General features: G+C 66.0%; 28 protein-coding genes and 1 pseudogene. 12 read left to right on the top strand and 17 right to left on the bottom strand.

The features are described from left to right. From AC07NS_RS09615 to AC07NS_RS09605, 3 genes are all read right to left on the bottom strand, one after another. Complete coding sequence (locus AC07NS_RS09615; RefSeq protein ID WP_494602900.1) at positions 1–3,858, bottom strand: non-ribosomal peptide synthetase family protein; 3,858 nt, start codon at positions 3,856–3,858, stop codon at positions 1–3. 240 nt (positions 3,859–4,098) lie between these two features. Next, positions 4,099–4,788, bottom strand: a complete 690-nt coding sequence (locus AC07NS_RS09610) for a 4'-phosphopantetheinyl transferase family protein (protein ID WP_110117591.1) — start codon at positions 4,786–4,788, stop codon at positions 4,099–4,101. A gap of 116 nt (positions 4,789–4,904) precedes the next feature. Further along, complete coding sequence (locus AC07NS_RS09605) at positions 4,905–5,324, bottom strand: SDR family oxidoreductase (protein ID WP_494603461.1); 420 nt, start codon at positions 5,322–5,324, stop codon at positions 4,905–4,907. 388 nt (positions 5,325–5,712) lie between these two features. Between AC07NS_RS09605 and AC07NS_RS09600 the strand changes: the two genes are divergently transcribed. Continuing rightward, positions 5,713–5,874, top strand: coding sequence for a hypothetical protein (locus tag AC07NS_RS09600; RefSeq protein ID WP_494602899.1), 162 nt, complete (start codon positions 5,713–5,715; stop codon positions 5,872–5,874). Positions 5,875–6,175: 301 nt separating this feature from the next. Here the strand turns inward: AC07NS_RS09600 and AC07NS_RS09595 are convergent, their stop codons facing one another. Then, the gene (locus tag AC07NS_RS09595; RefSeq protein WP_146217973.1) at positions 6,176–6,361 is read right to left on the bottom strand and encodes a hypothetical protein; all 186 of its coding nucleotides are present in this window, start codon (positions 6,359–6,361) and stop codon (positions 6,176–6,178) included. A gap of 417 nt (positions 6,362–6,778) precedes the next feature. Here AC07NS_RS09595 and AC07NS_RS09590 point away from each other — a divergent pair, with 417 nt between their 5' ends. Further along, complete coding sequence (locus tag AC07NS_RS09590) at positions 6,779–7,390, top strand: hypothetical protein (RefSeq protein ID WP_494602898.1); 612 nt, start codon at positions 6,779–6,781, stop codon at positions 7,388–7,390. A gap of 71 nt (positions 7,391–7,461) precedes the next feature. After that, positions 7,462–7,665 (top strand): hypothetical protein, encoded by a 204-nt coding sequence (locus AC07NS_RS09585; protein ID WP_494602897.1) that lies wholly within the window; start codon positions 7,462–7,464, stop codon positions 7,663–7,665. 220 nt (positions 7,666–7,885) lie between these two features. Here the strand turns inward: AC07NS_RS09585 and AC07NS_RS09580 are convergent, their stop codons facing one another. Beyond that, the gene (locus tag AC07NS_RS09580; protein WP_494602896.1) at positions 7,886–10,411 is read right to left on the bottom strand and encodes a hybrid sensor histidine kinase/response regulator; all 2,526 of its coding nucleotides are present in this window, start codon (positions 10,409–10,411) and stop codon (positions 7,886–7,888) included. A gap of 231 nt (positions 10,412–10,642) precedes the next feature. On the opposite strand from AC07NS_RS09580, the gene AC07NS_RS09575 reads away from it, so the two are divergent. Next, a complete protein-coding gene (locus AC07NS_RS09575) occupies positions 10,643–10,792 on the top strand; it encodes a hypothetical protein (protein WP_158285861.1) in 150 nt (49 codons plus the stop codon). A gap of 425 nt (positions 10,793–11,217) precedes the next feature. Here AC07NS_RS09575 and AC07NS_RS09570 read toward each other — a convergent pair whose 3' ends face one another. The 5 genes from AC07NS_RS09570 to AC07NS_RS09550 form a co-directional block, all read right to left on the bottom strand. Further along, positions 11,218–11,766, bottom strand: a complete 549-nt coding sequence (locus AC07NS_RS09570) for a LamG-like jellyroll fold domain-containing protein (protein WP_494594333.1) — start codon at positions 11,764–11,766, stop codon at positions 11,218–11,220. A 384-nt stretch (positions 11,767–12,150) separates the two neighbouring features. Further along, on the bottom strand, positions 12,151–14,148 hold the full coding sequence (locus tag AC07NS_RS09565; RefSeq protein ID WP_494602895.1) for a serine hydrolase: 1,998 nt from the start codon (positions 14,146–14,148) through the stop codon (positions 12,151–12,153). A 256-nt stretch (positions 14,149–14,404) separates the two neighbouring features. Next, entirely contained in the window at positions 14,405–14,992 is a 588-nt protein-coding gene (locus tag AC07NS_RS09560; RefSeq protein ID WP_494602894.1) for a class I SAM-dependent methyltransferase, read from the bottom strand. Between the two features lie 106 nt (positions 14,993–15,098). Next, positions 15,099–16,601 (bottom strand): serine hydrolase, encoded by a 1,503-nt coding sequence (locus AC07NS_RS09555; protein WP_494602893.1) that lies wholly within the window; start codon positions 16,599–16,601, stop codon positions 15,099–15,101. 80 nt (positions 16,602–16,681) lie between these two features. Further along, complete coding sequence (locus AC07NS_RS09550) at positions 16,682–17,395, bottom strand: helix-turn-helix domain-containing protein (RefSeq protein WP_494602892.1); 714 nt, start codon at positions 17,393–17,395, stop codon at positions 16,682–16,684. Positions 17,396–17,972: 577 nt separating this feature from the next. Between AC07NS_RS09550 and AC07NS_RS09545 the strand changes: the two genes are divergently transcribed. Next, entirely contained in the window at positions 17,973–19,715 is a 1,743-nt protein-coding gene (locus tag AC07NS_RS09545; RefSeq protein ID WP_494602891.1) for a hypothetical protein, read from the top strand. A gap of 309 nt (positions 19,716–20,024) precedes the next feature. Here AC07NS_RS09545 and AC07NS_RS09540 read toward each other — a convergent pair whose 3' ends face one another. After that, positions 20,025–20,492, bottom strand: coding sequence for a hypothetical protein (locus AC07NS_RS09540; RefSeq protein ID WP_494602890.1), 468 nt, complete (start codon positions 20,490–20,492; stop codon positions 20,025–20,027). Positions 20,493–20,803: 311 nt separating this feature from the next. Between AC07NS_RS09540 and AC07NS_RS09535 the strand changes: the two genes are divergently transcribed. After that, positions 20,804–21,184 (top strand): VOC family protein, encoded by a 381-nt coding sequence (locus AC07NS_RS09535; RefSeq protein WP_494602889.1) that lies wholly within the window; start codon positions 20,804–20,806, stop codon positions 21,182–21,184. Between the two features lie 3 nt (positions 21,185–21,187). Here the strand turns inward: AC07NS_RS09535 and AC07NS_RS09530 are convergent, their stop codons facing one another. Further along, positions 21,188–21,502 carry a MarR family transcriptional regulator gene (locus tag AC07NS_RS09530; protein ID WP_494602888.1) on the bottom strand — a complete coding sequence of 105 codons (315 nt, stop codon included), beginning with the start codon at positions 21,500–21,502 and terminating at the stop codon, positions 21,188–21,190. Between the two features lie 65 nt (positions 21,503–21,567). Between AC07NS_RS09530 and AC07NS_RS09525 the strand changes: the two genes are divergently transcribed. The 4 genes from AC07NS_RS09525 to AC07NS_RS09510 all read left to right on the top strand — a co-directional run bounded on the left by AC07NS_RS09525 (position 21,568) and on the right by AC07NS_RS09510 (position 23,817). Beyond that, positions 21,568–21,927, top strand: coding sequence for a VOC family protein (locus AC07NS_RS09525; RefSeq protein ID WP_494602887.1), 360 nt, complete (start codon positions 21,568–21,570; stop codon positions 21,925–21,927). A 310-nt stretch (positions 21,928–22,237) separates the two neighbouring features. Next, positions 22,238–23,146, top strand: a complete 909-nt coding sequence (trbB, locus tag AC07NS_RS09520; protein WP_494603459.1) for a P-type conjugative transfer ATPase TrbB — start codon at positions 22,238–22,240, stop codon at positions 23,144–23,146. A 33-nt stretch (positions 23,147–23,179) separates the two neighbouring features. Further along, positions 23,180–23,551, top strand: coding sequence for a TrbC/VirB2 family type IV secretion system protein (locus AC07NS_RS09515; RefSeq protein WP_494602886.1), 372 nt, complete (start codon positions 23,180–23,182; stop codon positions 23,549–23,551). Next, positions 23,551–23,817 carry a VirB3 family type IV secretion system protein gene (locus AC07NS_RS09510; RefSeq protein WP_494602885.1) on the top strand — a complete coding sequence of 89 codons (267 nt, stop codon included), beginning with the start codon at positions 23,551–23,553 and terminating at the stop codon, positions 23,815–23,817. The genes AC07NS_RS09515 and AC07NS_RS09510 overlap by 1 nt, the downstream gene beginning before the upstream one ends. A gap of 94 nt (positions 23,818–23,911) precedes the next feature. Here the strand turns inward: AC07NS_RS09510 and AC07NS_RS09505 are convergent. The 5 genes and pseudogenes from AC07NS_RS09505 to AC07NS_RS09485 form a co-directional block, all read right to left on the bottom strand. Continuing rightward, a pseudogene (locus tag AC07NS_RS09505) lies at positions 23,912–24,046 on the bottom strand (transcriptional regulator); the annotation flags it as partial. 183 nt (positions 24,047–24,229) lie between these two features. Beyond that, complete coding sequence (locus AC07NS_RS09500; protein WP_494602884.1) at positions 24,230–24,352, bottom strand: hypothetical protein; 123 nt, start codon at positions 24,350–24,352, stop codon at positions 24,230–24,232. 32 nt (positions 24,353–24,384) lie between these two features. Then, on the bottom strand, positions 24,385–24,591 hold the full coding sequence (locus tag AC07NS_RS09495) for a hypothetical protein (protein ID WP_494602883.1): 207 nt from the start codon (positions 24,589–24,591) through the stop codon (positions 24,385–24,387). Positions 24,592–24,707: 116 nt separating this feature from the next. Then, a complete protein-coding gene (locus tag AC07NS_RS09490; protein ID WP_494602882.1) occupies positions 24,708–25,481 on the bottom strand; it encodes an exodeoxyribonuclease III in 774 nt (257 codons plus the stop codon). 8 nt (positions 25,482–25,489) lie between these two features. Further along, positions 25,490–25,678, bottom strand: a complete 189-nt coding sequence (locus AC07NS_RS09485) for a hypothetical protein (RefSeq protein WP_494602881.1) — start codon at positions 25,676–25,678, stop codon at positions 25,490–25,492. A gap of 122 nt (positions 25,679–25,800) precedes the next feature. On the opposite strand from AC07NS_RS09485, the gene AC07NS_RS09480 reads away from it, so the two are divergent. After that, the gene (locus AC07NS_RS09480) at positions 25,801–25,980 is read left to right on the top strand and encodes a hypothetical protein (protein ID WP_494602880.1); all 180 of its coding nucleotides are present in this window, start codon (positions 25,801–25,803) and stop codon (positions 25,978–25,980) included. Between the two features lie 9 nt (positions 25,981–25,989). Continuing rightward, positions 25,990–26,220, top strand: coding sequence for a KTSC domain-containing protein (locus AC07NS_RS09475; protein ID WP_494602879.1), 231 nt, complete (start codon positions 25,990–25,992; stop codon positions 26,218–26,220). The last annotated feature ends 116 nt before the right edge of the window (positions 26,221–26,336 follow it).

Below are 26,336 nucleotides of genomic sequence, written 5' to 3'. Positions count from 1 at the left end.
TCAGGCGGTCTCGACGAGGGGGCTGGTGGCGAGGCGGACCGGAGCGGCCAGGGCGCGGGCCAGGGCCGCGACGCCGGCGGGCTTGAGCAGGGCGTAGTGGTCGATATCGAGCTCGATCACCCTGGGCGGGGCGGCGCTGTAGCCGCTCGCGCCTTCGATGAAGGCGTAGTCGTCGCCCCGGGCCTTGAAGAGGGTGACGGGCGCCTTGATCTGGCGGTGTTGCAACTCCTCGAAGCTGTAGCGGAACTGATAGGTCGCCCGGACGATGGCGGCGATGCGCACGGCCAGTTCGGCGTCGAGGCCAAAGCGCGCCGAGACGAAGGCCGCAAGGCTCGCATCGTCGCGGACCTGCTGGCGCCAGGCCTCCAGGTCCGGATGATCCAGCGCCCCGGCATAGACCGAGAACAGGATCGCCGAATAGGCGGGGTTGTCGTAGCGCGGACCGGCGGGCGTCGCGGGCAGGTCGAGCCTGGGCGAGCCCGGCGCGATCAGGTGCAGGGCCTCGACCGTTTGGCCCGCCTGTTCCAGTTGATGGGCGGTCTCGAAGGCCAAGCGCGCGCCGAAGGAATAGCCCCAGAGGGTGTAGGGGCCCTCGGGCTGGAGCTTGCGGATCACTTCGATGTCGGCGGCGGCCATGGCCTGGATGTCGCCGTGCGGGGTCTCGCCGGCGTTGATTCCCAGCGCCTGTAGCCCAAACACCGGGCGCTCGCCGCCCAGGCCCTTGGCCAGGGCGCGCAGGTTCATCGGATAGCCGCCCAGGCCCGGCCAGCAGAACACCGGCGCGCCGGTTCCATGGGCCCGAAGCGGCGCGGCCCGGGAGGTCTGCTGCGTGTCGCCCGCCTCTATCTTGCGCGCCAGGGCGGCGATGGTGGGGGCCTCGAACAGCGCCTGCAGTTTCAGCGCCGCGCCCAGGGCGGCGTTGATCCGATGGATCAGGGAGACGGCGGTCAGCGAGTTGCCGCCCAGGGCGAAGAAGTCGTCCTCCACCGAAATCTGGTCCAGCTTGAGGGCGGCGCACCACAGCGTCTCGATGGTCTCCTCGGCCTTGGTGCGCGGCGCCACGTGAGCGCTGGCGTTGCTTTCGCCCAGCAGATCGCGGCGGGCCTCCAGCGCCTTGCGGTCGACCTTGCCATTGGCGGTCAGCGGCAGGGCGTCGAGGATCACCAGACGGCTGGGGGCCATGTAGGGCGGCAGGGTCCGTCGCAGGTCGACCGCGATCAGTTCGGCCGGCCCCTGCATGTGGACGGCGTCCTCGTTCATTCCTTCGCTGTCGATCTGGTGCTGGGACAGGCGGCCGCCGACGCAGAAGTACGAGGCCCCGACCTCACGCCCCAGCAAGGCGGCGATGCGCCGGGCCGAGGGCAGGTCTTCGCCGGACTTCGACGAGTAGCCCGACGACATCAGCCCCAGGGAAAGGCCGTTGTGCTGCAGGCGTTGCAGCCAGCGACCAAGCTCGATGTAGCGCAGCCAGGCTTGCGGATTGTCGCTGGTCAGGGTCAGGCCGAAGCTGGCCCGGTCGTAGACCTGCTGGTTGATGGCGATGACATGCTTGCGCTCAATGTGGCCGTCGGCGACGTGGACGAGCGTCCCGTCGGCGTTCAGCTTGTGTTGGCCGGGGGGCAGGCCTTCGAGCCGTCCGTCCAGCGACTGGACATGGGCGGCCAGGTGCGGCGTCGGGGCGGCCGCGCCCAGCGGCGAGACCGGGAAGGCCCCCAGATAGACGTCGCCTTCGCGGCCGGTCAGGGCGGCGGCGAGAGGGCCGTGCTCGATCGGCGTGCCGATCGCCAGGCCGCGCTCGCCCAGGACCTGGTCGAACAGGCCCAGCATGTGGCCGGCCTCAAATTCCAGCACCTCCTGGACGTTGCTGCGATAGACCGCCGAGATCGCCGGGCGGCGGCCGACCAGATGCAGGGTGACGCCTGGAATTGCCGAAGCGGCGTTGGCGATCCGGGTCAGCCGGTGATGGACCGGATGATAGTAGTAGGTCCCGTCGGCCAGGGCCGAGAGGCCGACGACTTCCAGGTGCAGCTGTACGGCGTAGAGCGCGCCGGGCGAGGCGTAGGCGTATTTGGGCAGCAGCCGTTCGGGGCTCTGGTGTTGGCCAAACTCCCGCAGCAGGGCGCCCAGCGCGTCGAGCGACAGGCGCTCGGGCGGGCTAGACGGGGCCTGGGCGGGTTTCGCCGCGAGCAGGGCCTGGACGTTGGCCAGGTGGGTGGAGCCGCCCTCGAAGAAGCGGAAGGTCTTGCGGGCGAAGGCGCGGCGTCGCTGGACAGGCGTCGCTTCACGACCGGGTAGGTCGACGGCGGCTAGGCCGGCCAGCTCGGCGTCCTGCTTGAGGCCGGGATTGGAGAGCTGCGCGCGCACCTGCAGGCGGCTGGCCTTGGACTGGTGATGGGCGCTGGCCCGGCCCTGATCCATCAGCGCCGCCTCGCGCGGGCTCAGCTCGACATAGGCGATGAGGTTCTTGTCGCCGCGCGCATCCTCCTGGGCGACGACGGCGGCGGTCTTGACCCAGTCGTGGGCCTCGATGGCCAGGCGGACCTCGTCCAGTTCGATGCGAAAGCCGCGGATCTTCACCTGATCGTCGGCCCGGCCGACGAATTGCGCCGCGCCGTCGGGGGTGACGAAGACGAGGTCGCCGGTGCGGTAGAGCCGGGCGTCGGGAGCCTCGGGGCGGAACGGGTCTAGGATGAAGCGGTCGGCGGTCAGGTCAGGTCGATGCAGGTAGCCGCGCGCCAGCTGGGCGCCGCCGATCCACAGCTCGCCGACAGCGCCGTCCGCCACCGGCCGGCGATCGGCGTCGAGCACATGGTAGGTCGTGTCGGCGGCGGGGCGGCCGATGCTCACCGCAGCGGCCGGATCGCCCACGGCGCCGCGCTCGACGCGCCAGCTAGAGCTGTTGATGGTGCACTCGGTCGGACCGTAGAGGTTAGTCAGGCTGGACCAGGGCAGGGCGTCCAGCGCGGCGCGGGCCAGGGCGTTCGACAGCGCCTCGCCGCCGCTGAACAGGCGCGCCAGCGTCCGGGCCAGGGGGAGGCGCTCGGTCTCGACCAGGGCTCGAAGCAAGGTGGGCACCACCTGCAACAGGGTGATGCGATGTCGTACGACGAGGTCGATCAGCAGGTCCGGATCGCGATGGGCGCCGGGCGGGGCGGTCACGACGGTGACGCCTAGGGCCGGGGCCAGCAACTCCCATTGGCCGGCGTCGAAGCTGATCGGGGTCTTCTGCAGGAGCGTCTGGCCCGGACCCAGGCCATGCTCGCGCGCCAGCCAGCGCAGCTGCCCGACTATGCTGGCCTGTTCGATCATCACCCCCTTGGGCCGGCCGGTGCTGCCGGAGGTGTAGATGACGTAGGCCAGATCGCGGGCGCCCGACAGCGCTAGCGCTCGCCGCGGCGTCTCTTCGCCTCCGACGGCGAGGGCTTCCTCGATGACGACGATCGTGGCGCCGGGTGGGGCGAAGGCTTCGACCGTGGCAGCGAAGCGGGCCTGGCACAGTACGATCCGCAGGCGACTGTCCTCGATCATCAGGCGCAGGCGCTCTTCGGGATAGTCCGGAGCCAGAGGCAGATAGGCCGCGCCCGACAACACGATCCCCCAGACGCCAGTGATCAGCGCGGCCGAGGGTTCGGCGAATAGGCCAATGACTGCATCGCTGGCGGCGCCGGCGGCGATCAGTTGGGCGGCCACGCGGCTGGCTCGTTCGACAAGGTCGCCGGTCGTCAGGCGTGTTTCGCCCTCGACCACGGCGACGGCGGTGGGATCGGTATCGGCCCTGTCCAGCAGGAGCGCGGCCAGGGTTTCCCGCGGGGCGGCGCCGACGGAGGCGGTAATGGAGGCGGCGGCGAAGATGGTCATGATCACCTTGCTCAATGCTACTGGCGCGCCTCGTCAGGCTCCGCTTTCAGTTGTGCGGAGGCGATCGCGCCAAGTCGTGCTGCGACTTGCGTCCCGAATTCGATGAATAGTTTTTGATCCGTCGATCGCGCTCGTGGCTTGGGCGCGTATTCGTCAGATTTTCTATTTGGGTATACCGGCTTTTGCGGTGCGGCAACGGCGCGTGCATCCGAGCACTTCAGACGAGCGGGTCCGAAATTGTTACCCCTGAAGCGTCGACCGCTTGACCCAAGCGGCGGTGTAGACATGCGAGCGATCCGCCGCCCAGCGCCCCTCGATCCTCAGCTCGAGGCCTGCGGGAATAGGCAGGGCGCGTGTCCGCCGCAGTGCGAAACGGCCCCCGCCTGGCGTGATCAGGTCGAAGTCGATCTCGAAGTCGCGGAAATCCAGCAGTTGCCCGGTCAGCGCGTACTGGCACTTGTAGGCGGCTTCCTTGGCCGAGAAGGCCAGCAGCGGCCAGTTCCCCGCCGTGGGGCCGGGCAAAGCAGCGAAGTGCGCCAGTTCGATCTCACCGCAAACGAGTTCGACGCCTTCGACGAGTGGAACGGCGGCCTCGACGTCGACCCCGAGGGCGCAGAGGTCGCCTGAGCGGGCCGCGACGGCGCAGCACAGGGTCTGGCAATGGCTGATGCTGCCCGTCAGGCCTTCTGGCCACGAGGGAGGCGAGCTGTGCGACGGCATGGTCGCAGGCGCTCCCAGTTCGAATAGAGCGTCCGCAGCGCAGAGGCGGCCCAACTGGCGATCGCGCCGGCGCGCGGCCTGTAAATCTTCGGCGCCGATCGCGTCGCGCGACCGCGTCGCGACCGCGACGGCCGCGGGGAAAAGGTCCCGGAGAACCGTCTCCGCCGCTTGCGCCAGGATGGCTTGTTCCGCGCCGATCAGCTTGACCAATCCGAACTGGAAGGGGCTCCGGCCACCATCGTCTGGCAGCGCAGGCCGGTCCAATGAGGAGGGCTGATAGGGAGGTTGAGGCGGCGCGATCGTAATCTGGCCGGCCCGGTTGGCGCCTAGGCGATCTCGCGCGTCCGGCCCTTAGAGATTTCCCACGCCACCATCGACCAGGAGACGGTTCCCCAAACGAACGAAGACTCGTCCGAGGCTAGGAAGACAGCGGCATCAGCCAGCTCGCGGGGCGTTCCCATCCGCCCGATCGGCACAAGAGCCGCGATCTCGGCCTTCAATGCTGCTTCGGCGACCTTCTCGAGTCCGAGCTTGGCCAGTGCCGGCGTCTGCGTGGGTCCTGGGCTGAGGCTGTTGACCCGCACGCCTCGGCCGTCGAGTTCGCCAGAAAGGGTGCGCGCCAGGGAGACCAGGCCAGCCTTACTTGCGGCATAAACACTGGATTGCGGCAGGCCGATGCGGGCGCTGACCGAGCCGCACAGGATCACCGAGGCTGGCGAGGCCAGGATCGGGGCCAGGGATTGAATTAGGAAGAGCCTTGGTTTTTGTCGAACGGAGAGCCGGGGCGGGTAGGGGCGGCGTGATCAGCCCGAAGTTGTTGAAACAAGTCCAATAGCTGGGATTGGAGCAAGCAGAACAGGTTGTGAAACGATGTCTACTATAAGTGATATTGTTGATTATAGAAGCTGGGTTTCATGCCTTGGATCGATGGTCAATGGCCGCGGGCTTTGGCGCGGGTGAGGCAGAGCTGCGCCGATCGCTTGCGGGAAGCCCCGGGCTGCGGTCGCCGCCCAGGGCTTGGAGATCGGCGAGTACGAGGACCTGACGGAGGCGCCTACCCGGGTAATCGTCACCTGAGGCCTTGCCTGGGAGCCTGGCCAGCCGTCGCGGGTTGTCTCTGACCAAGAGATTTTCATGATCGACGAAACCCCCACGACGGCTCTGGCGAAAGATACGCCCGCGACGGCCCAGCCGGGCGCCTTGGAAGCCCCGCCGCATCCCGCTCTCGATCCCAACAAGAATACCGAAGCCACCCACGATCCCACGGCCGATGATCCAGGCAACGGCGCGGATTGAGCGCTGGGCCTTTCCGCTTTTCTCGGATAGGTGGCATTTTACGCTGATAGGTTGAGGTGGCGCAATGGGCTGGTACGACGACGAGGACGTGAGCCGGCTGCCCGACTGGGCGGTCGCGCCGATGATGTGGCTGCTTTGCCTGGCGGCCGCCTTGATGCCGAGCCTGTGCTCGTGGCCCTATGCCAATGGCTCGCGCCAGCGGCCCCGCCTTACGTGCCGTTCTTCGCCTATGGCGTGGGCTTTGGGGCAATGGTGGCGGCGGTCAGGCCCTGGACCGCGCGGTAGATCAACGCCTGCTGGATCACACTGGTCGAGGCGGGGTGTCGTAGGGGCGGCCGTCATCAGGCGCGGGCGTTGGTGGGAGAGGCGCCGGATCCTCGAACGGGATCACCGGATCGTTGTATTCGGGACCTGGCGAGCCAGGCGGGATTTCCAGCGGCGGCGCACCGGCCGGGGGATCGGGGATCGCGGGCGTCGGATCGGTCATAGGGCCTCCTGACCAGGGAACGCCCCAGCGCGGTCTAGCGCTCCGCCGATGGATCAGGCGAACAGCCGGCGGCGAAGGACGACCCGGCGCGCGTCGGGGGCAGACGATCTAGCAGAACAAGTTCGCGCGGCCGCCAGGCGACCGTTGCAATGAGGCTGCGAGATATCCTGGTGCATGGCGTTCGGGGCAGGTTGCTCGGGGCCAACTAGGCTCTTTGCCAGTGACCGCCCAGGACACTGAGCGGCTTGGAAGCGGTCAAGATCAGTTCGAACGGGTCGGCCGGGTCAGCCGGCGTGCAGCCCCGGGTCTGGCGGACGATGCCATAGGGCAGGCATATGTAGCGCCGGATCGGGTCTTGTGACAGTTAAGCGCAAGCCGCGCTGGTGTAGGATAAGCATGCAACCTCTATCTCCGACCTTGATCGAAACCCTGTTGAACATGACTGTGTTCGCCGTGGCGATATACGCTCTGATCCACTGGACCTACCCGACGCTAGAGCAGAAGCTCGATCTTCAGCGGCGCGTCGCCGCGCTTGTCGACGCGGCTCATAACTTAGTGCGTTGGAAACGGCTGGCCTGGCTGCAGCCGATCCTCAGACGAGCCGCTCTGAACGCGGCGAGCAACATGGCCACCCAGCTCCTGCAAACGGTCATCCTTCTGCCGGCCCTAGCCGCGCTCTTTGGCTCCCTCTGGCTCTACCGCGCCGTGCCGCTTTTCTGGCGTTTCCTCGTCGAGCAGGCGCCGTGGCTGGCTGGCGGACAAAAGCATGTCGTCGTCCTGCTGGGGGCGATGGTGTTCATCGCCGGCTACCGCGTGAGAGAGGGTTATGCTCAGGTCTATGGAGGCGTCGAGATCGGAATCTCGCTGGCGGCGCTCTATCTGGTCGGCAGCCTTCCAAGCTTTTCCGAAGGGCTGCTGCCATTCGCCACTGCCGCCTATATCGGCGTGCGAGGCCTCGATAACATCAGCCGCGGCCGCAAGGCGGCCGAGGCGCGACGCCTGGAGCGAGAGGCTTCCCTAGTTGGTTGACCGTTGGCGCTCCAGTCAGGCCGGGTCATAAGCCGCTATCCTTAAGGTGGTGTCGCTTAATGATTCGTCCCTTGCTGCTAGTCGCTTCGATCCTGTCGCTGTCAGCTTGCGGCGGTTTCTCGGAACAGGCCAAGCGCGACGCGACCGCCCTGAGGCGCAGGCGTCTGCGGCGCCCGGCCGTTCTCAGCGATGATGATCTTGGTCGGGTCTGCCGCGCGGCTATCGGCGCGACCAACGGGCGCGACCCAGCGATCATCGAGGTCGATCGTGTCTAGGGCGACGTCGTCTATGTCGGCTATGTCCGACCCGACGACGGCAAGGTCTGGAAATACCGCTGCAGTGCGCAGGATCGGCGCATCCTTTGGGCCTCAATGGATCTGGCCCGTCCCGGAACAGGCCCCGGCCGGAGGGGGGCTTTCTTGGAAGCTTGCTTGTCGACCTCGGGCCACGAAAAGGACGCTCCGATCGATCCATTGGGAGCGACGACAACGAGGATCAGGCTGTTGGCCTTTTGTCTGGTCCTGCGTCCTGCACCGCGCGGGCGATCGTCGACAACAGCGCGGCCATGTCCACTGGCTTGGTGAGAACATCGTTCATGCCGGCATCCAGGCAGGCCTGACGTTGATGGTCCATGGCGTCGGCGGTGAGGCCGATGATCGGGATAGCGTCGAGGCGAAGATCTGAGCGCGCACGGCGAGCAGCTTCGAGGCCGCCGAGCACGGGCATGTTCACGTCCATGAGGATCAAATCGAAGGGCTCCGCGCCAAGCCGATCGAGCGCAATTTGCCCGTTCTCGGCTTCGACGAGGGTGCATCCCAACGGGGCCAGCATCAGCCCGATCACCTTGCGGTTTACTGGATGATCCTCGACCAGCAAAATCTTCAAACTCGCCGGCGGGGGCTCGGAGACCTCATTCGCCTCCGGCATGCTCGGCGGTTCCGTTAGCGGGAGCTGGCAACGGAAGCTCAAGGTGAAAGTCGAGCCTTCTCCCTCCTGGCTCTCGACCGCGACGTCGCCGCCCATCAGCTTGGCCAGTCGACGGGTGATGTTGAGCCCCAACCCGCTGCCTCCATACCTCTGTGCGGTTGTCGCATCGGCCTGCTCGAAGGCGCCGAACAGCCGCGCGCAAGTTTCCGGCGACATGCCGATGCCCGTGTCACTCACCGAGATATGCGCCATCACCTCATGGTCGCCGGAGGACTCGCACCGCAGACGCAAAAGCACGCCGCCCATCTCGGTAAACTTGATGGCGTTCGACAGCAGATTGGACACGCATTGACGCACGCGCACAGGATCGAAGATCAAAGTCGGTGGCGTATCGTCGATGTCGAGAGTCAGGCTGATGCCCTTCTCTGCGGCCAGTACGCCGTGAATCCTGACCAGTCGCTCGCATTTGCGCGCCAGGTCAGCGGGCAAGGGCGCGATCTGCAGTTTGCCCGCCTCGATCTTGGACAGGTCCAGTACGTCGTTGAGCAGGGTCAGAAGATTGCGCCCAGAGTCCTCGATGAGCTCCACCTGCTCGCGCTCTCCTGGTTCGAGGGGCTCGAGTTTCAATGCTTGGGCCAGGCCAAGCATGCCGTTGAGGGGGGTGCGCAACTCGTGGCTCATCGTGGCGAGAAATGTCGATTTGGCCTCGCTGGCGGCCTCGGCGCGGGCTTGAGCCTGAGCAAGCGCCCGGGCTGTTCGTCTTTGCTGGAGCACGAAGGCCACCGCGCCCAGTGTGATGACCCCGAACAGGCCGGCGACTAGACCCCAGGCGAGCGACAGGCGGCTCTGGAACTGGGCTTGGCGTCCGGCGCGCTCGCCCTTTACCCGCTCGGCGTCCAACGCCGTCTGGAGGGCAGCGGCGATATCCGTCATTTTGCGCTGGTGGTCGTCTTGGAGGCGGACAAGCGTCTCCTCGCGGGATTTTTCCAAGGCGTCGAACGCCGCCAGTCCCTGGCCTTCCGCCCGGAGAAGATAGGACAGGCTCAACTGCTCGGCATCGCGTCCGCGCGCGGCGGGTGCGGCCTGCAAGCGGGCAAGGTCAGCCCGCCCATCGGCCACGTCCCCCATACGGGCGCGGGCCGCTAGGCGCAGTCGCAGCGCAGAGACCGCCCAGCCATCGTTGGCCTGGTCCAGAGCCTGGGCGACTGGCCGCAAGCATTCGACAACACGCCGGGGCGCATCTTGAGCGTCGGCGATCGCCGCGCAGAGATAGGCGTTGAAGAAGGGGGCCCGGGGGCCGCCCGACGTGGCGATCAGGTCGCCGTGAAGCCGCCACAGCATCTGCGCCGAGGCGAATTCGCGCGCCCTCACCGCAAGGAGCGCTAAATTATAGACCCGTTCGGCATCCTGAGTGGCCGAACCGATCCGGCGATCGATTGCGGCCGCGTCTGCAAGGTGATCGAGGGCGCCGTTGTCATCGCCAAGTTCGCTCAACACCCGAGACATCAGCGTGTGCGCTTCGGCCACTATCGGCTGGGCAAGGGGTTCGTTGCGGGTTGCGTCGAGCAGCCGCGCGCCCGTACGTGTCGCACTCGCCCACTGATCCCGACTGGCGGCGATCCGTAAGCGCTCCAGTTCGATGACGTGATCGACATCGTCATTCTCTCTGGCGATGCGCTGCCACGCCGTGAAATCAGCCCTGCGCCCTGGGCCGTCGGTCGCGGCCTTTGAGGTGGTCAACACCGTGACCATGGCCGCAAGAGGCTGATCATGGTCACGCGCAGCGACAGCGCGGACGCGAGCCGCCCAACGCTCGAAATCGGCGCGTTGACCGTTGTTGCGGTAGTAGCTGAGGGTGCGCCACAGGCCGTAGAACCGTTTCCTGCCAGTCGCATTTATCGTGGCCGCGCCAGCCGCTTCGATATCGGCTGACGAAAGCCGCCCGTGATGCGCGCGGATCTGGTCGCCAATGACTTGAAGCCGCTCAGCCCGTGGTGAAGCCATCGCAACGCCGCTTATCAAGGCAAGGACGAAGGCCAGCGAAAGGAGACCATACGCCAGGTGTCGCGCCTGGCGTTCCGCGCGACCCGCCATCAACCACATGTCGAAACCAACCCAGTCGCCCCAAAATGGGGACCTCAAGCTACAGCAAATCGAACGGGCGTGCGCAGCGCGCCCAGCCGCCAAGAACGTCATCCGGAGCGCCGTGCAAAAGGGTGGCAAGGCGCGTAGGCTGACAACCGTTAGACGGCGCCGCCTCTCTTGCTCCGCACAAAAAGGGACATCCGGCGCTAGAAATTTTCTAGCGTCTCCTCATTCCCAATCATGATCGCCGTCACGCCATGCGACGTCGGCGTCTGGGCTCTGGCCAAGGCCATGGACTTGACCATCCCGGTCGCCGGCATCGGCGGTGACCAGATCGTCAAACTGCGCTCGATCCGCTTTGGCGGCGTGTGGGAGAAAGAGCATTCTTAATGTGCATGTTCAGCTCGATCAGCATCGAGATTTCTGCCGTGCGCGCCGCCGGCGCTCTACGATACCGCCTGGGCACTATCCGCCATCTTCCTGATCCCACCGGTACTAAGGGTGATTTAGAAGGAAATCTCAGAATGCGAGCGGTGGCAGACGGTCGCAAACCTGACCTTCAACCGTCGCCAGCCTCGCTCCGCGTACGCCAGCGCCCAGTGAAATCAACTTTGGCAGAGGCCTCCTTGGAGTCTCCCGAGGCGCATGAACCACCCCGCTCGCCCCATAGAGGTGATACTGCCGGGAAGTATCACCACGCCGCCCGTGTCCTTGCTGCCGCAAGCTTTTAAGTCTTCCTTCCATCGCCCGGTATAAACCGTCGGAAGCGAGAAGCCCCCAAAGAGGGCGCCTAATACTGCCGCTTCATCAAACCCCTAGGACATGACCCGCACGCCGCTGAAATGAGCCAGCGTGCCTGGGCCGATCCAGAGCGCCACTGCGCCCTTGGCGTCGGCGCCGTGCTTGAGGTCGCCGACGATCAGGGTCGGCTGCTTGGCGCCGTCGACATGCAGCCGAGCCTTGGAGCCCGCCACCACAATCCGAACGTGCGTCCAACGCCCAGGTTCGAGATCGACATAGGTCTCGTACTTGGACGGGGCTTCGGCGCGCAGCCGCTCCCAGGGATGGTCGGGGTGCGAGATATACTGGACGGCATGGTTGCGGCGTAACTGGTCGTCGGCCCGGCCGTTGGTTGGACGCAGATAGATGGCCTCCAGCTTGGCCCCGTCGCGCACCCGGAAAGCGACGCCCACGAAGCCTCGCGCCGTGGCGCTGGCTGTGGCGCTCGGGGAGCCGCTTATCCAGGCTTCGATGACGCCGTCGCCGAACACGGGCGTGTCGAGCACCACCAGCCGGTCTAGCTCTGGGACGTTCTCCAACGCCGTGGCGCGTAGGGCCGGACGGTTCCTATAGTTCGTCCGCATCGTGTCAACGCCAATGGCCCGGATTACTCCGGTCTCCAGCCCCGTCCCACCGACGACGCGTGGTGCGGCTAGCGCGGCCAGGGAATTGGCTGAGGCTATCGAGATCGCGGAGCAGCCGATCGCGGCCCGACGGGTCTGAGCGTTGCCGGACATTGGACACTCTTGGTGGTGGACGAAACCACCTTCATCGTCGCGCATGGCCGGATCAAGGCCATGCTTGGCGGGGGCGAACCCGACCAGGAGTCGATGAGAAACGGCTTCATCATTGTCCGCCCTCAGGCTCGATGGCTGCACCCCTGCTCATTCGGCCCGTCGCGGTCTACATGTAGGCAAATGGCGCTGCCTTGCCTCGTCCGCCAACTCGATGACGGCGTATAGTGGAGGCTAATGGCCGTTTTCGTCCTCGCGCTTCTCCAAGAACCGGTACGCGCTGGGCGCCTCGCGTATAATCAGACCTCGTCCTTCGGAAGTGTCGGCGACTTCGAATTCATAGCCGTCGGCGCCCGGCGTAATTGTCACCAGGGCGATCCCGCCGTCGTCATTCTTGTGGCTGGCGACTTCGCTAGCCCAGCCGCCGAAGTCGAACACCGTCTTATCGCCCTCGCGCCGGACGACAAGATCGCCCAGGTCGGCGTTGGCGTAACGCCCCGCGAGCCCGTTGACGATCGCGCGGTCGGCGGGCGCGGTCAGGGTCCTGCGGCCTTCGCCGCGGCTGGCCCTGAAGGTCTTTCCGTAGTTGGCCAGATCGGCCGCCGCCCTAGGTTCGCCGTCGAACAACACCTCCAGCAGTCTTCGCCGAAACGCCGAACGCAGCGCCGTGCCAGAGTCAGCGTTGATCAGAATGACCGCGCCGACGCCTTGATTGGGCAGCCAGATCATGTCGGCGCGATAGCCATACTGCGTGCCGCCGTGGTGAATGACCGGCACGCCCCAAATGCGGTCGATCTTCAGGCCCATACCGTAATATTCGTCGCTGCCTTCGGTGACCTGAGGGGTCCGGCGCGCCAGCAGCGGGCCCTCGGCGATATAGCGCTCGCCGTTCGGCAACCGCCCCTTGGCCAGTTCCATGCGCACGTAACGCAACATGTCCCGCGTCGTGCTCCACTCGCCACCGTCCGGACGCGATGGAATGCCGGCGGCGTTGAGGCCCATTACGGCGACCTGCTGGCGGCCATCAATGTCGAGGGCGTGCGGTGCGGCATGGTTGCCCGCCAGCGCCTTGGCGTAGTCGAAGGTGGTGCGTGACATGCCCAGCGGATCGAACACCAGCGCCTGCATGGCCGCATCATAGGCCGCGCCGAGCTCGCGATCGGGCTCGCGCACGTGGGCGCCCAGATAGCCGCCCGAAGCCGCCAGCAGATTGGAGTATTGGTAGAGGTCGCCAAAGCCGCTGGTCGGCTGCATGGTCGACAGCCAAGTCAGGACGGTTGACGCCTGGGCCTGGTCGCCCTGGAATATCCACGGCAGGTCTTGGCGCGGCAGGCCCGTGCAGGCGCAGACCAGATGCTTGACGCGCACCTTGGCCGTCGTGGCCGTGTCGCCCAGGCGAAAGGCCGGCCAAAGCGAAGAGACTGGGGTGTCCCAATCCATCTTGCCTTGCTCGACCAGCTTGGCCAGCATCAGGGTTGTCAGGGCTTTGCCGTTCGAGCCGATCATGAAGGCGGTGTCGGCGTCGACGTTCTCGGGCTTGCCCAGTTCGCGCACGCCAAAGCCGCCTTCGAACAGGATCTTGTCGTCCTGGATCAGCCCGAAGCCGACGCCGGGAATGTCGAGCTCGGCGCGCGCGGTTTCGATCAGGTTCTTCAGGGCCGCCAAGCGGGTCGCATCGATCTTGTGGGCCGGTCGCCCAGCAAAAGACTCGCGCGCGTAGCCAGCGGGCAGCAGCTTGCCGAGGATAACCTCAACCTGGGAATCGCGCTTTTCGAGCACCTCATCGGTCATGTCGTGGAGCACCACCGTCCATTGGTCGCCGTTGCGCAGCGCCCGGACCCAGATCGTGCGCGCTTGTCCGGCCGGCGCCCGGTAGTTGTAGACGCGGATCTGATCCCAGCCGTCGCGAACAGGGCGATCCTTCGCGCCCGCCAAGGCTGGCGCGGCGGCAGGACGATAGGCCGCCCAGGCGGCGGCCACCGCCGCGTCGGCCTCACCGCCGGTCGTATCGAAGACCAGGATCGAGGAGCCGCTCTCGGGCGCGTCCAGACGGATCACGCCGGCGGCTTTTTGGACGGACCATCCTCGCGGCGCGACCAGGCCTGTCCCGTTCAAGGTTTTGAGTGGCGTGTCGGCCGCCATCACAGAGGCGGCGATCGTATTCGGAGAGGGAAGAGCCCGGGCGAGGCCGGGCGCAGTGGCGATGACGCCTAGGGCTGCGACAAAGGCCATTTCACGCCATCGGGTGCGACGCTTGCCGAAGCTTGGGCTGGCAGGCAGAGCCATTGGAGAGTGGCGCACAATGGCCTCAATGTCAGGGGTTGCTGAACGCTCGGGCCAGGCCCGCTGGTGGGCCCGGTCTTAGATCGGGCTGGACAGGAAGCTGTGTCAGCCGGCGATGGGCAATCAAGTTACAAGCCTGAAAGGTAGAGGTGCGGGGCAGGGGCGTTGCCCATCGGCGCAACCCATCGCTGGCGCGTCCTCAAGCCTACGTGTTCTGCAGTGGCGCGACCGCGTCGAAATAGTCGTTGCCGCCCTCGTCTATAAAATGGCCCGACAGGGCCAAACCTGCCTGGTCCAGCAAGTGTCGATATTCCGCCTCGCCCAGCGACAGCGAGGGACGCGCCGTCAGCGTGTCCGACCATTCGCAAGCTTGGCGCGGGGCGCTGAACAGAAAGCGGCCGCCAGGCTCCAGTGTCCGCGCCACGCGGTCGATCACCTGGCGCTGATCTTCGGCCGGCAACAGAAACAGCAGTCCGATCGCGACCGCGCCGTCGAATTTTCGCTGGAACAGGCCGCTCGTCTCCACGGGTTCACAGGCGACCTCGGCGAAAGGAAATCGACGGCGAAATTCCGCGATCATAAGGGGAGAGGCGTCGACGCCGAATATCCGAAAGCCGTCTTCGACAAGCGCGGCGGAAATCGGAACTCCAGAGCCGCAGCCTACGTCCAGGACCTCACTGCCCGGCGGCAGCTGTTTAGCCCATCGGCGCACGGTGCCGGCGCCGATGGGCGATCGCATTTGCATGAACCTCTGCGCGACGGCGTTCCAGCCGTGGGAAGGATCGATGGGCATGGGTCACATCGGCGCGGTTGAAAGGTGAGCCCATCGGAGCCGAGGCGCGCAGCCTCCAACGCTCGTCGTGGAGATGACGGAGGCTCCGTCCGCGGTCCTGCCGTCGTCAATCGCGGACAAAGGTTTCGCCCTCGAAGGTCAGGCGGCCTGGCCCATCGAACAGGATTGTCTGGCCTTGCAGCGGCACAAGCTCCACCCGGACGGTCTCGGGCTTGGTGAAGGCTTCGGCCAGATCCGACATCACCCCGATCCGGACCCTCATGCGATCGCCCTCTTGCGTGACCGCGATCCGTCCCATGGCCGCGTTGGCGTATGTTCCGACGTAGCTGTCCATCGGCCGGGAGAGCGACCAGGGCCGGGCGGCGCGTTCGGCGCGAGCCGCCGCCAGGCCGGCCAGTCGCTTGTCGCGGCGGGCGGCCAGTTCCGCCAGTTCCGCATCGTAGTGCGCCTCCAGATCCGGACGGCCCGCGAACCGGTCGTAGACATAGTCCGCCACCAGATCCGCCAACTCCCCGGCGATGAGATCTTCGTTGGCCATCACCGCCACGCCCAGCTTGCGATCGGGCATGAACGAGACATGGGCGCGCGAGCCGGCGAAATTGCCGAAATGGTGGATCAGGACGTCATCGCCATAACGCCCCGTTTGCCAGCCCAGGCCGTAGCCGTCACGGGTGTAGGGGCCGAAGACCACCTTCTGGCCGACGACCGAACGGTGGGTCGAGTCCACCAGTCCGACGGGGAACAGGCGCCGGCCGTCCAGGACGCCGTCATTGATCTGGATCTCCAGCCAGCGGGCCATGTCGCCCGCGGTGGAGACCAGGCCGCCCGCCGACTGCAGGGTGGCGTCCGTCTTCTGGAGCCGGCTGGGCTCCAGGGCGCCGGTTGGGCCGGGCACGTGGCCGGACGCGACGACGCCCTTCCTTCGAGCCTTGGAAATCCAGGCGGTCGTGTGGGTCATGCCCGCCGGCGCCAGGACGTCGTCGGTGACGAGCGCGCGCCAATCGCGGCCGAACCGCGCTTCGATCAGGGTGGTGGCCAGATTGTAGCCGGTGTTGGTGTAGCGGAACGTCCCATGGGGCGCTGTGGCGCTCCTGACCGTCCGAGATAGCAGCGCCTGCATCACCTCTGGTGTTTGCTCGCCGGAGAACGCCGCCCGGAAGGCGATCGGCGCGTTCTCGACGCCGGAGCGGTGGCTGAGCAGGTCGGTCAGGGTAATCGTGCTAGCGATATCGGGCGGCAAGGACGTGGCGCCGATCCAGTCGGCCAAGGGGACGTTCAGATCGAGGTCTCGTCGCGCCGCCATACCGGCGATCGCCAGGGCCGTGAACGACTTGGTGGCCGAGGCGATGTAGAAGCCCGTTTCGGCGTCGACAGGAGCGCGGGTGTCAACGTCGGCGACGCCATAGCCAGCCGTGATCACCGCCTGGTCGCCGTCGACGACAGCCAGAGCCAGGCCCGGCACGACGCTGACGCGCGCCATCGCCTTGCGCGTGAAGGCGTCGATATCCTTGGCTTCTGGGCTGGCGTGCGGCGCGGCCAAGCCCAAGGTCGCGAAACTCCACAGGCCAGCGGCCAGTAGAAGCGCGATGGGTATTCGATGACGGGTCATAGGGTCTTTCGAAGTTGGCGGGATCGCTTAGCCAAGCCATTCGGCGCCGCCGACGTCTTGAACCGATGAAACCGTCGGCCTCAGCGCCTAAGCAGGCGCCGCAGCGCGCCAGGCGACCAGCCGGAGGTGGCCGTGACGGCGCGGGTCATGTGCGCTTGATCGGCGAAGCCGGAGGCGTAGGCGACCTCGGCCAGAGCGAGATCCGAGCGAATGATACGATCGATCGCGCTGGCTACCCGCCAATCCTGGCGAAACTGCGCGGGCGGGCGACCGAAGGCGGCCCGAAACGCCCTCGCAAAGGCGCTTGGATGGCGCTCCATGTCCCGAGCCAGTCGCGCGATCGGGGTCCGGGGCATTTCGACCAGCCGATGTCGCGCCTCGTTGAGCCACGCCGGTATGCAAGCGGGCCGATCAGCACCGTGCTGCGCCCCCCAATCCCGACCGTCCTCGGCCGCCGCCTGCTCCAAGAACGTTTGCCCAGCCTCGCGGCTGCTGCACGTCGCCACTTGATAGCGATGCGGGGGCGTAGCGCCGGCGTCGCCGTGAACAGACAGGATGAGCGCCCCAGCCGTGCCGAACAGGTTTTGATGTTCGAAGCCGCTGGGCTTGCGGCTCAAGCTGACCCTATCGACGGCCAGCGAGCCATAGAGACTATCCTCGACATAGCCGCCGGCGAGCAGCAGCGACACTTGCCAGCAGTCATGGCGGTGTGCGCGAGACTCTTCGCCGGGCTCATAGTGGCTCAGCACCAGTTTATGGTCGGGCGACGCGGAAAGAACCGTGCTGATCGGCATGTAAAAATAGCCTCCGCAGACTAGAGGCGCGATCGACCCTTTTTGGAGGCGCGGGCTTGCTATTTAATTTTCGCACCGTCGCGAGCCTGCCAGAGAGGCTGCCCGAAGCAGGCGCTTCATCGCCAGCCGCCCCCAGACCTAGCGTCACGTTTCTGGAGCCGTTCGAGGGGCCGCTATTGGCGCGACCCGGCCAGCGATACAGACCTCCCGCTCGGTAGAGAAGGGAAAACTGATGTCATCGGCTTGGTCTGCTGTCGCCCTGCCAGGCGCTCTAGACAAATTAGCCGCGCTCAGCCTTCAAGCGAATACGTAGGCCGCTGGGCCGTCGAAGCCGAGGTCACGTGTATTACTGGCGCGATCTCGCCCGAGGGTCCGAACGTGCATGCGATCGTGATCCGCCGCAAGTCCGCGCCGTGTCGCGCGAGCGCAGCGCTCCTCGGCTCAAAGATCGGCCTGGTCCCGCTCTAGAAATGCTCGTAATAAGGGTGTGAAAATAAATACATCTCAAGAGTGCGTGGTGTTGTGTTTTCCGGCTCAGGCAAGCGGTCGTGTGGGCGATCGCGAATGGGGACACATCATGCGCGCATCGATCCTCGGCAAGCTGGGCGCCGCCGTAGCCTTCACCCTTGGCGTGGGAGCGGCCGTGCCGGGCGGGGCCTTCACCCAGAGCGTCAGCCTGGGGCCCGTCAACGCCGTGCCGATGGGACACGAGTGGCTGACCCGCATGTCGGCCATCGAGCTGCTTGGCTATTCGCCGGCCAGCGCGCCCGACCTGCCCGACCCCAACGACCCGCGGCGCGGCTGGACCGTGGGCGGCGGCAAGGCCTGGAACACCGTCCTGAACGGTCCTGGCCAGGCCGAGGCCCAGCGCATCCGCAGCCAGCGATGGAACGACACCCGCTACGCCTCGCGCTACAAGGCCGTCTACGACGCCATCATCGGCGAACGCTGGGTCGACCTGGCCGGCTACAGCGTCGCCGAATCGAAGAAGTGCTGGGACGCCGTGGCCCAGGAGCCGGCCGAGGTGCAGTACGATCACTTCATGCGCCGCTACGACGACAACGGCCCGGACGGCGGCGTACGCGCGGCCAAAACCTCGCAACAGCGCTTCGTCGACTACTTCGTCGCCGCCGCCACGGCGCCCAAGTCGAACATCGCGGTCTATGACGGCGGGGTGACCTCGTCGCTGGTGACGGTCGACCGCAACTACTTCCTGTTCGGCCGGGCCGTGCACCTGTTCCAGGACTCGTTCAGCTCCGAGCACACGGTGCGGATCGCCAGCGACAACTATATCAAGGTGCGTGAGGTCAAGAGCTACCTGTGCGCGCTGGGCTCCGAGCAGCACAGCCACTCGAACTGGGCCGTGGCCGTCGACTATTCCAGCGGCGACGTGATCTGGAAGGCCACGGTTGACGGGCGGCTGAACCCCAGCTGGGACGCCTATAAGGCCAGCAACATGAAGCCGACGGCCCTGGTCGCGACCGAAGCCAGCAAGGACCTTTGGGCCGCCTTCATCCGCACCATGGGCCTGCCGCCGGCCCAGCGCGCCGCCGCCGCCCGGGCCGAGGCCAACACCCTGGTCAAGAACTGGCTGAGCTACGACGAGACCGAGATGCGCGGCTGGTACGCCAACGCCGCCAACCGTGGCGACACCTACGTGCTGGCCGCCGGACAGACCGGCAAGGGAATGACCCAGGCCCAGTGCATGAGCAAACTGGACTTCGGAACCACCGACCAGGCCGCGGCGGTCCGCCAGTTGCAGGACACCCAGCGCCAGTGCCTCTACAACGCCCTGCCCAATCCCGGCTATGAGGACCAGTTCGATCCGCAGACCCGGATCTGGTACAACTGGCGCTGGCGCAACGGGCCGATCGCGCCCATGAGCCCGACGCCCGCCGGCTGGCAGATCCCGACCCAACCGGCCAGCACCAGCACGGTCGTGCGGATCCAGAGCGTGGCCAACGGCAAGTACATGATCGCCCCGGACGGGGTGGTCCCCGACTCGCTGATCTACAATCGCGACGGAACGCCGCTGGACTTCGCCCGGATCGGGCCCAACACCAACACGATGTTCCGATCCGCCCAGGACCCGATGCTTTTCCTTGACTACCGGGCCTTGACCGGGGCGGTGAAGCTGTTCGCCCCCGGCAACGGGACCCAGCCGGCCACCTACGACCTGCAGAGCGCCGGCCAGGGCACGTCGATCCGCAACACCTACTGGAACCAGTACATCTGGCTGTCAGGCGACGAGCCTTATCTGACGCGCACGGGCAACCCTAAGAACGCCAACGCCCAGTGGCGCATCCAAGCCCAACCTTAAAGACGAGCGTGACGTGCGCTTCTAAGCCCAATTTGCACGGACTGGTCTGGATGAAGCGTTCGGCCTTGCCGTTAAGGCCGAGTGACGTCTTGCCCATGCGTGGGCGAGGATGTCGATTCCGCCCCGACGCTTGCGCGCCGCTTTAGCGATGCGCTCACCGTCTTCTGCCGCAGAGTGGTGTGGAGGTTATTCTCCGAATCTAGGCTTGCCAGCTTTCGACACTAGGCTGGAAAAGGGTGGCGACGCCGAGGAGCGTACCTTCAGCACCTAGCTGCTCTTCGAGAGACACGGTGCCGCAAAGGCGATAACTCAGCCGCCGGAAAGAGGAGGATCCGGAATGGCTTCGCAAAGCGCTGCGAAGCCGTCCATCCGCCAACCTTCAGGATACTTTGTAAAAAGGCCGATGCAGTAGAAGTCCGAGCTCATGGAGTAGCGAAAGCCGGAGCGCGTCATTCGCAGCCGGAACGTGCAACGCGCCTCCGGACCCAGTTGCTCGCGAGCGCGACTGCATTCTATCCCGGCCACGGTTCTCGCTGGTTCAGCTCCACAGAGAGCGTCGTCTGGGCAACGCTGATGAGCGATGAATTCGGCATACAAGCGGGGCACGTCTTCGGACGACGGAGTCAGACCGGCATCGCTGCGCTCGGAACCGCGATCCGCAGGGGTGGCGTCGTCCTTAATGTGAGAGCCGTCGTCGAGCTTCAGGGATGGAACGACAGGAGCCCCTGCACAACCTGCGGCCAGAGAGACGAGCACAAAAATGAGGGCGATCCGCATCGGCCAAGCCTACGCTTTCAAGTGGGTGCCGCAATGGGGCGCGAATTGTCGCCGGCGCCGAGGGCGGACCTTCATGGCGCGCCAGCCGATCCGCGACCTGATCCCCAGCGCGTCACCGAGACCCCGCGAAGCGACGGCTATCAACTCTTGCTATAGCAATCATTTCTTCTGATGCGCGCTAGACTCTGTCCGATCTATACCGGTCGAACAGGCAGAGATCTGCGGCGAACATGTGGGGAGCATCATGGATGAAGAGGCTATGGAGACTAGTATGCGCGGTCGCCTTCACGGTCGTCTGTCAGGGGGCGGTCATGGCTGAGCCGGTCGGCCGTGTGACCGGCATTGGCGGCGTGTTCGTCAAAAGCAAGGATCCCAAAGTGCTGGCGAACTGGTATCGCGATGCCCTTGGCTTGGATGTCGCCGCCTGGGGCGGCGCGGCGCTGCCCTACGATGCGCCGGGCCACCCGCCTAAGGTCTCCTGGATGGCTTTCCCACAGACATCCGACCACATGGCGCCGTCAACCCGCGAGTTCATGATCAACTTCGCCGTGGATGACATGGATGCGATTATCGCTAGGTTGCAGGCGTCAAACGTCGCCATTTTAAAGCGCGACGACGACAATGCCTTCGGACGGTTTACCTGGGTGCAAGATCCCGACGGCACGCTGGTTGAGTTGTGGCAGCCTAAATGAGCCCTACGGACCTGGCGCGGGTTCGGCCCCACGCCGCCATGGGGTCAGAACCTCGTAGCGGGTCACGTCGGTGGCGCCGGACCGGGTGGGGCGTATCAGGTCTCGTTCGGCAAGATGGATCACCGCGGCTTGAACGCTGCGCTTCGACAAGCCTGTCCGCTCCGCCAACTGGGCGTGACTGAGGCGAGGGCGGGTATCGCCCAGCGCCGCTAACGCCAGATAGACCAGAAACGCCGAGGCCCGGTGATCGTGGCCGACCAAGTCGCGCATGAGAGTGTCGAGGACGTAGGCGTCCAGCGTGTACAGCTTGTCGCTCATCGGACTAGCCGATACCACGCCGGTCTCTGGCCGCAAGTTGACGGCCTGCGGCGCGGAACGGCCTAGTGATCAAGAAGCTCAACTATGTTGGAATCCCAACCAGAGACCAGGATCGGGCCCTAGCCTTTTGGACAGGCGTCATGGGGTTTATCATCACGACGGATCGCCCGATCGGCGACAGGCGCTGGATTGAACTCTCCATCCCAGGCGCCCAAACCGGCATCTTGCTCTTCACGCCAGAAGGTCACGAAGACAGAGTTGGCACCTTTTTCAACGGCTCCTTTGGCTGTGAAAGCGTGCATTACGAATATGAACGACTGCTGGAAAAGGGCGTAGCTTTTTTAGGGCCGCCTGAATTAAAGCCGTTCCCTCATGTCTATTTCCAAGATCCCGATGGAAATACGTTCTTCTTGTCGAGCCGATAAATGAAGATCGTTGAATCGTGACGACCTGTTCCCGAAATATTCGCTTGCCGTGAAGCTCGCTGACCGTCGGCTTCCTGGAGCGATGCCAAATTCCGCTCTTGGCGCACTACGGCAAACCGGATGAAGGTTCGGCACTGCCACTCACTCTCCCGAAGACCGTCGTTTCCCTGTCTTTGTACGCCAGGGTACGACTGGCCGATTTGGCTGTTGAGATCGCTCGGAACCGGGTCTTCTTACTCATCCCCGTAAGCAACGGGGACCAACCGTGGACCTTTCCGAAACCGAGACCGGACGCGAGCGCAGCCGCCAGATGCTGCGAAGCGCCCTGGGGCCGCTGCTGCTGGCGCGACTGGAGGATCCGGGCGTGGCCGAGGTCATGCTCAATCCCGATGGCCGGGTCTGGATCGACCGCTTCGACGCGGGCCTGGTCGACGCCGAGCTGACAGTCGGGCGGGCCGACGCCGAGCGGATCCTGCGCTTGGTGGCTCACCACGTCGACGCCGAGATCCACGCCGGGCGGCCGCGACTGTCGGCCGAGCTGCCGGGGACCGGCGAGCGCGTCGAGGGATTGCTTCCGCCGCTGGTCGCCGCCCCGACCTTCTCGATCCGTAAGCCCGCCAGCCTGGTCTTCACCCTGGCCGACTACGTCCGCACCGGCGTGATGACCGAGGTGCAGGGCAGGGTGCTGCACGATGCGGTGGCCATCCGGGCCAACATCCTGGTGGTGAGACCCACCTCCAGCGGTAAGACCACCCTGGTCAACGCGCTGCTGGCCAAAGTGGTCGCGTCAGGCGATCGGGTCATCATCGCCGAGGACCTGCGAGAGCTGCAGTGCGCGGCGCAGAACCAGGTGGCGCTACGGACCCGCGAGGGCGTGGCCACGCTCTCGGATCTGGTACGCTCGTTGCTAAGGCTGCGGCCCGACCGGATCATCATCGGCGAGGTGCGGGGCGCCGAAGCCCTCGACCTGATCAAGGCCTGGGGCACGGGCCATCCGGGCGGGGTGGGGACCCTGCACGCCGGTTCCGCGCTGGGCGCGCTCCTGCGGCTCGAGCAACTGATCCAAGAGGCGGTGGTCGTCGTGCCCCGCGGCCTGATCGCCGAAACCATCGACCTGATCGCGGTCCTCCAGGGGCGGGGCCGACAGCGCCACCTTGCGGACCTCGTGCGCCTTGAGGGGCTGGGCCCAGACGGCGCCTACCAGCTCAGCCCCGCCTGAGACCCCGCCCCTAGAACCCCCGGAGAATTGTTGATGTCCACGCGAGAACCCTCGCGCCTGCGCGCACGCCTGCTCGCCGGCACCATGCTCGACCGCCTCGGCCACCTTGGTCGAGCCGCCCCCGTCACCGTCGCCGCGCTGCTGGCCGCTTCCTCGGCCAAGGCCGCCGGCTCCTCCATGCCCTGGGAGGAGCCGCTGCAGCGGATCCTGGAGTCGATCGAAGGTCCCGTCGCCAAGATCATCGCGGTGATCATCATCATCGTCACGGGCCTGACCCTGGCCTTCGGCGAGACCTCCGGCGGCTCGCGCAAGCTGATCCAGATCGTCTTCGGTCTCTCGATCGCGTTCGCCGCCAGCTCGTTCTTCCTGAGCTTCTTTTCGTTCGGCGGCGGGGCGCTGGTCTGATGGTCGGCGATCGCACTATGGGGTTCGCCGCGCCCGTCCATCGGGCCCTGACCGAACCGATGCTTCTGGCCGGCGCTCCGCGCGCGATCGCCCTGGTCAACGGCACCCTGGCCGCGGCCCTGGGGGTGGGCTTGCGGCTCTGGATCGTGGGTCTCGCCGTCTGGCTGGTCGGCCATGGCCTGGCGGTGTGGGCTGCTCGCAGGGATCCGCAGATGTTCGATGTTGGCCGCCGGCATGTCCGACTGCCGCCCTACCTGGAGGTCTGAGCCATGCTCGACCTTCGCGAATACCACCGCCGGTCCGCCCGCCTGGCCGACTTCCTGCCCTGGGCGGGCTGACCCGATCGGCTCCGCGCTCTTATTTTTGAATTTGCTGGAACGTCAATTCGAGCGCTTGAGACAGCTTGGCTTCGCTCACCCCGAGCATCTTGCGACGAAGCCGGATCCTGGCGCCGACACTTTGGTCGACGGGGTGTGGCGGTGTATAGGACGGCAAAGGTCTCTCCTGCTGAGTTCATCACTGGAGAGACACGCGCGCCCAGGGCGCCGGGTAGTTGGTCGCGGAATTTTTTTAGAGCCAGCCCTTGGGCCCGGAGCGGGGAACTGACGGGTGTATCGGCGTTTGTCGGTAACGATCCGCGAGTTCGACCCCAAGCTGGCGCCGCACGCCGTGTCGGTTCTAGCGGGGCAGGGCGGCCAGGGCGAGAAGCGCCGCGCCGCAGACAACGAGCGCCGCGACCAGCAAACTGGTCCAGCCGACCGGGGTCAGCAAGCGAGCGGTGGGGCGCGAGCGAGGGGGCATGGCGCGAGCTTAGAGGGCGCTGACCAGCAGCGCTAGGCGTCGCCTTGGGAATTCCACCATTCGGCATAGGGCGTATGGTTGATCAGCCGGCGATTGAGGTCAGGGGCGCCATCGGTCCACCAGACCGGCCCCCGCTCGCCCAAGGCGTGCTTGGCGTCATCGACCCGCTTTCGGGCGTGGGCGAGGCTTCTGGCGTCATTGGCGTTCAGCGCGGCTTTCACCGCTCGACGGGCATGCATCAGCTGAGCTGTCAGTTCTTCCCTGCGCGGCGCCGACAATGAGGGATCGGTACGCCGCCAAAGGCGGCCACGCACGACGATGTATCGGCCGTCGGGCGTGATAGGCGGCCCAGCCTTCACCGGGAAAGCTCCAACCACGCCGGCGCATGGTCGCTGGCGCCGTCCTGCCCGCGCACCCACCGATCGACGCCGGCGTCGATGATCGCGTCGGCAAGGTTCGGCGAGGCTAGAAGATGGTCGATACGCAAGCCTTTGTCCTTGGGCCATCGCTCGCGCAGATAGGACCAATAGGTGTAGGGCGCGCCTTGTGGGTGAACAGTGCGCAAGGCGTCCGTCCAGCCTTGCGAGAGGAGGCGGCTGAAGGCCTGGCGGCTTTCTGGGCGCAGCAAGGCGTCTGCGCCATAGGAGTGCTTGGGATAGATGTCGGCCTCGGTCGGCACGACATTGTAGTCGCCGGCCAGGACAACGGGCGCGCCGCTGTCCAGCAGGCCTTGGGCATGCGCGATCAGTCGCTCGAACCAGGCCAGCTTGTAGGTGAACTTGGGGGCTGGAACGGGATTGCCGTTGGGCAGGTAAAGACAGCCGATCAACACGCCGTTCACGGCCGCCTCGATGTAGCGCGCCTGCCCAGGGTCGGGATCATCCGGCAGCGCGGTTCGGGTCAGGACCGGCGACATGCCACGCGCCAGGATCGCCACGCCGTTCCAGGTGCGCTGACCTTTCCAAACCGCGCCATAGCCCATCTGCTCGAGCGTCTGGGCGGGAAAGCGGCCTTGCTCGGCCTTCAACTCTTGCAGGCAGACTACGTCGGGCTCGGCCTCGGCCAGCCAGTCGATCAGGTTGTCCAGGCGGGCGACGATATTGTTGATGTTGAACGTGGCGATCCGCAAAGACGGCCTCAGTCGGCTTTGCCGCGAGCGGCCTTTGGAACGGGGTCCTGCTGACGGCGTGTCTTGCCCAGAGCCGCGGCCAGCAAGGTCTTGGCCGTATCACCCGCCCCCCTGACCCAAGCGGCCAAGGCCTTGGCCTCGGCAAGGCTGGCCGGCATCGAAGCCATCGGCATGGGCTCATGGGGATCGTCCGGCATCGGGCCTCCTGATCCTTGCAATTCCTCGCTCGCCGCACCTGTTCCAATCTCGCGTTGCGCCGGCCGCGAAACGGTTTGGCAAGATCGGGGATTCGTCTCCCACGAGGAAAAGGGAGCACCGCATGTCCAAGCGTGAATTGATTGAACCCACACCGGGCGACAAGCGCTACGTCCGCCGCGACGATAAGGGCCAGTTTTCGCAGTCCGACGATGTGGGCCGCTCGTCCGCCGCCGACCAGCGCCAGCATTCGAGCCATGACGCGGGCCGCGGCCAGGGTGACAAGGGCGACCGCCGGTCCTGAGGCTGGGCGATGCCGTCGGCGGTGATCAAGGCCTTCAGCTACGACCCCAAGGTCGAAATCCTGACGATCACCTTCGTCAGCGGGCGCGTTTACGCCTATCTGGGCGTGCCCGCGGCGGTCGCCGACGGTCTGCGACTGGCTTTCGCCAAGGGAGAATACTTCAACGCTCACATCCGCGACCGTTATGGCGCAGCGCCGGTCGCGGTTGGAACCGAGCCCGCCCAAGGATCGCTGTTCTAGGATCCGCCGTGCAGCTTCGGGCGGACGGGAAGGCCGGCCCGTGGGCTTGCCCTCTAGCGCCCGCATGGGCCGGTCGACCTCTGGCCGAACGGCCCCCGGCTTCCCATATCTTGGGT

This window comes from Caulobacter sp. GW821-FHT10A10 (assembly GCF_059415745.1).
The sequence above is the reverse complement of the archived record's forward strand: the minus strand, read 5'-3'. Positions and strand labels throughout refer to the sequence as shown.

What these genes read in the sequence shown, in the direction of transcription:
- AC07NS_RS09495 (WP_494602883.1), bottom strand. Translation starts at nt 24,591, where the DNA reads ATGCATGCCCGTCGAGCGGTGAAAGCCGCGCTGAACGCCAATGACGCC.
- AC07NS_RS09565 (WP_494602895.1), bottom strand. Translation starts at nt 14,148, where the DNA reads ATGGCCTTTGTCGCAGCCCTAGGCGTCATCGCCACTGCGCCCGGCCTC.
- AC07NS_RS09595 (WP_146217973.1), bottom strand. Translation starts at nt 6,361, where the DNA reads ATGACCGATCCGACGCCCGCGATCCCCGATCCCCCGGCCGGTGCGCCG.
- AC07NS_RS09515 (WP_494602886.1), top strand. Translation starts at nt 23,180, where the DNA reads ATGTCCACGCGAGAACCCTCGCGCCTGCGCGCACGCCTGCTCGCCGGC.
- AC07NS_RS09575 (WP_158285861.1), top strand. Translation starts at nt 10,643, where the DNA reads ATGATCGCCGTCACGCCATGCGACGTCGGCGTCTGGGCTCTGGCCAAG.
- AC07NS_RS09535 (WP_494602889.1), top strand. Translation starts at nt 20,804, where the DNA reads ATGGCTGAGCCGGTCGGCCGTGTGACCGGCATTGGCGGCGTGTTCGTC.
- AC07NS_RS09580 (WP_494602896.1), bottom strand. Translation starts at nt 10,411, where the DNA reads ATGGCGGGTCGCGCGGAACGCCAGGCGCGACACCTGGCGTATGGTCTC.
- AC07NS_RS09550 (WP_494602892.1), bottom strand. Translation starts at nt 17,395, where the DNA reads ATGCCGATCAGCACGGTTCTTTCCGCGTCGCCCGACCATAAACTGGTG.
- AC07NS_RS09560 (WP_494602894.1), bottom strand. Translation starts at nt 14,992, where the DNA reads ATGCCCATCGATCCTTCCCACGGCTGGAACGCCGTCGCGCAGAGGTTC.
- trbB (WP_494603459.1), top strand. Translation starts at nt 22,238, where the DNA reads ATGCTGCGAAGCGCCCTGGGGCCGCTGCTGCTGGCGCGACTGGAGGAT.
- AC07NS_RS09530 (WP_494602888.1), bottom strand. Translation starts at nt 21,502, where the DNA reads ATGAGCGACAAGCTGTACACGCTGGACGCCTACGTCCTCGACACTCTC.
- AC07NS_RS09615 (WP_494602900.1), bottom strand. Translation starts at nt 3,858, where the DNA reads ATGACCATCTTCGCCGCCGCCTCCATTACCGCCTCCGTCGGCGCCGCC.
- AC07NS_RS09545 (WP_494602891.1), top strand. Translation starts at nt 17,973, where the DNA reads ATGCGCGCATCGATCCTCGGCAAGCTGGGCGCCGCCGTAGCCTTCACC.
- AC07NS_RS09510 (WP_494602885.1), top strand. Translation starts at nt 23,551, where the DNA reads ATGGTCGGCGATCGCACTATGGGGTTCGCCGCGCCCGTCCATCGGGCC.
- AC07NS_RS09485 (WP_494602881.1), bottom strand. Translation starts at nt 25,678, where the DNA reads ATGCCGGACGATCCCCATGAGCCCATGCCGATGGCTTCGATGCCGGCC.
- AC07NS_RS09570 (WP_494594333.1), bottom strand. Translation starts at nt 11,766, where the DNA reads ATGCGGACGAACTATAGGAACCGTCCGGCCCTACGCGCCACGGCGTTG.
- AC07NS_RS09555 (WP_494602893.1), bottom strand. Translation starts at nt 16,601, where the DNA reads ATGACCCGTCATCGAATACCCATCGCGCTTCTACTGGCCGCTGGCCTG.
- AC07NS_RS09600 (WP_494602899.1), top strand. Translation starts at nt 5,713, where the DNA reads ATGATCGACGAAACCCCCACGACGGCTCTGGCGAAAGATACGCCCGCG.
- AC07NS_RS09475 (WP_494602879.1), top strand. Translation starts at nt 25,990, where the DNA reads ATGCCGTCGGCGGTGATCAAGGCCTTCAGCTACGACCCCAAGGTCGAA.
- AC07NS_RS09500 (WP_494602884.1), bottom strand. Translation starts at nt 24,352, where the DNA reads ATGCCCCCTCGCTCGCGCCCCACCGCTCGCTTGCTGACCCCGGTCGGC.
- AC07NS_RS09540 (WP_494602890.1), bottom strand. Translation starts at nt 20,492, where the DNA reads ATGCGGATCGCCCTCATTTTTGTGCTCGTCTCTCTGGCCGCAGGTTGT.
- AC07NS_RS09480 (WP_494602880.1), top strand. Translation starts at nt 25,801, where the DNA reads ATGTCCAAGCGTGAATTGATTGAACCCACACCGGGCGACAAGCGCTAC.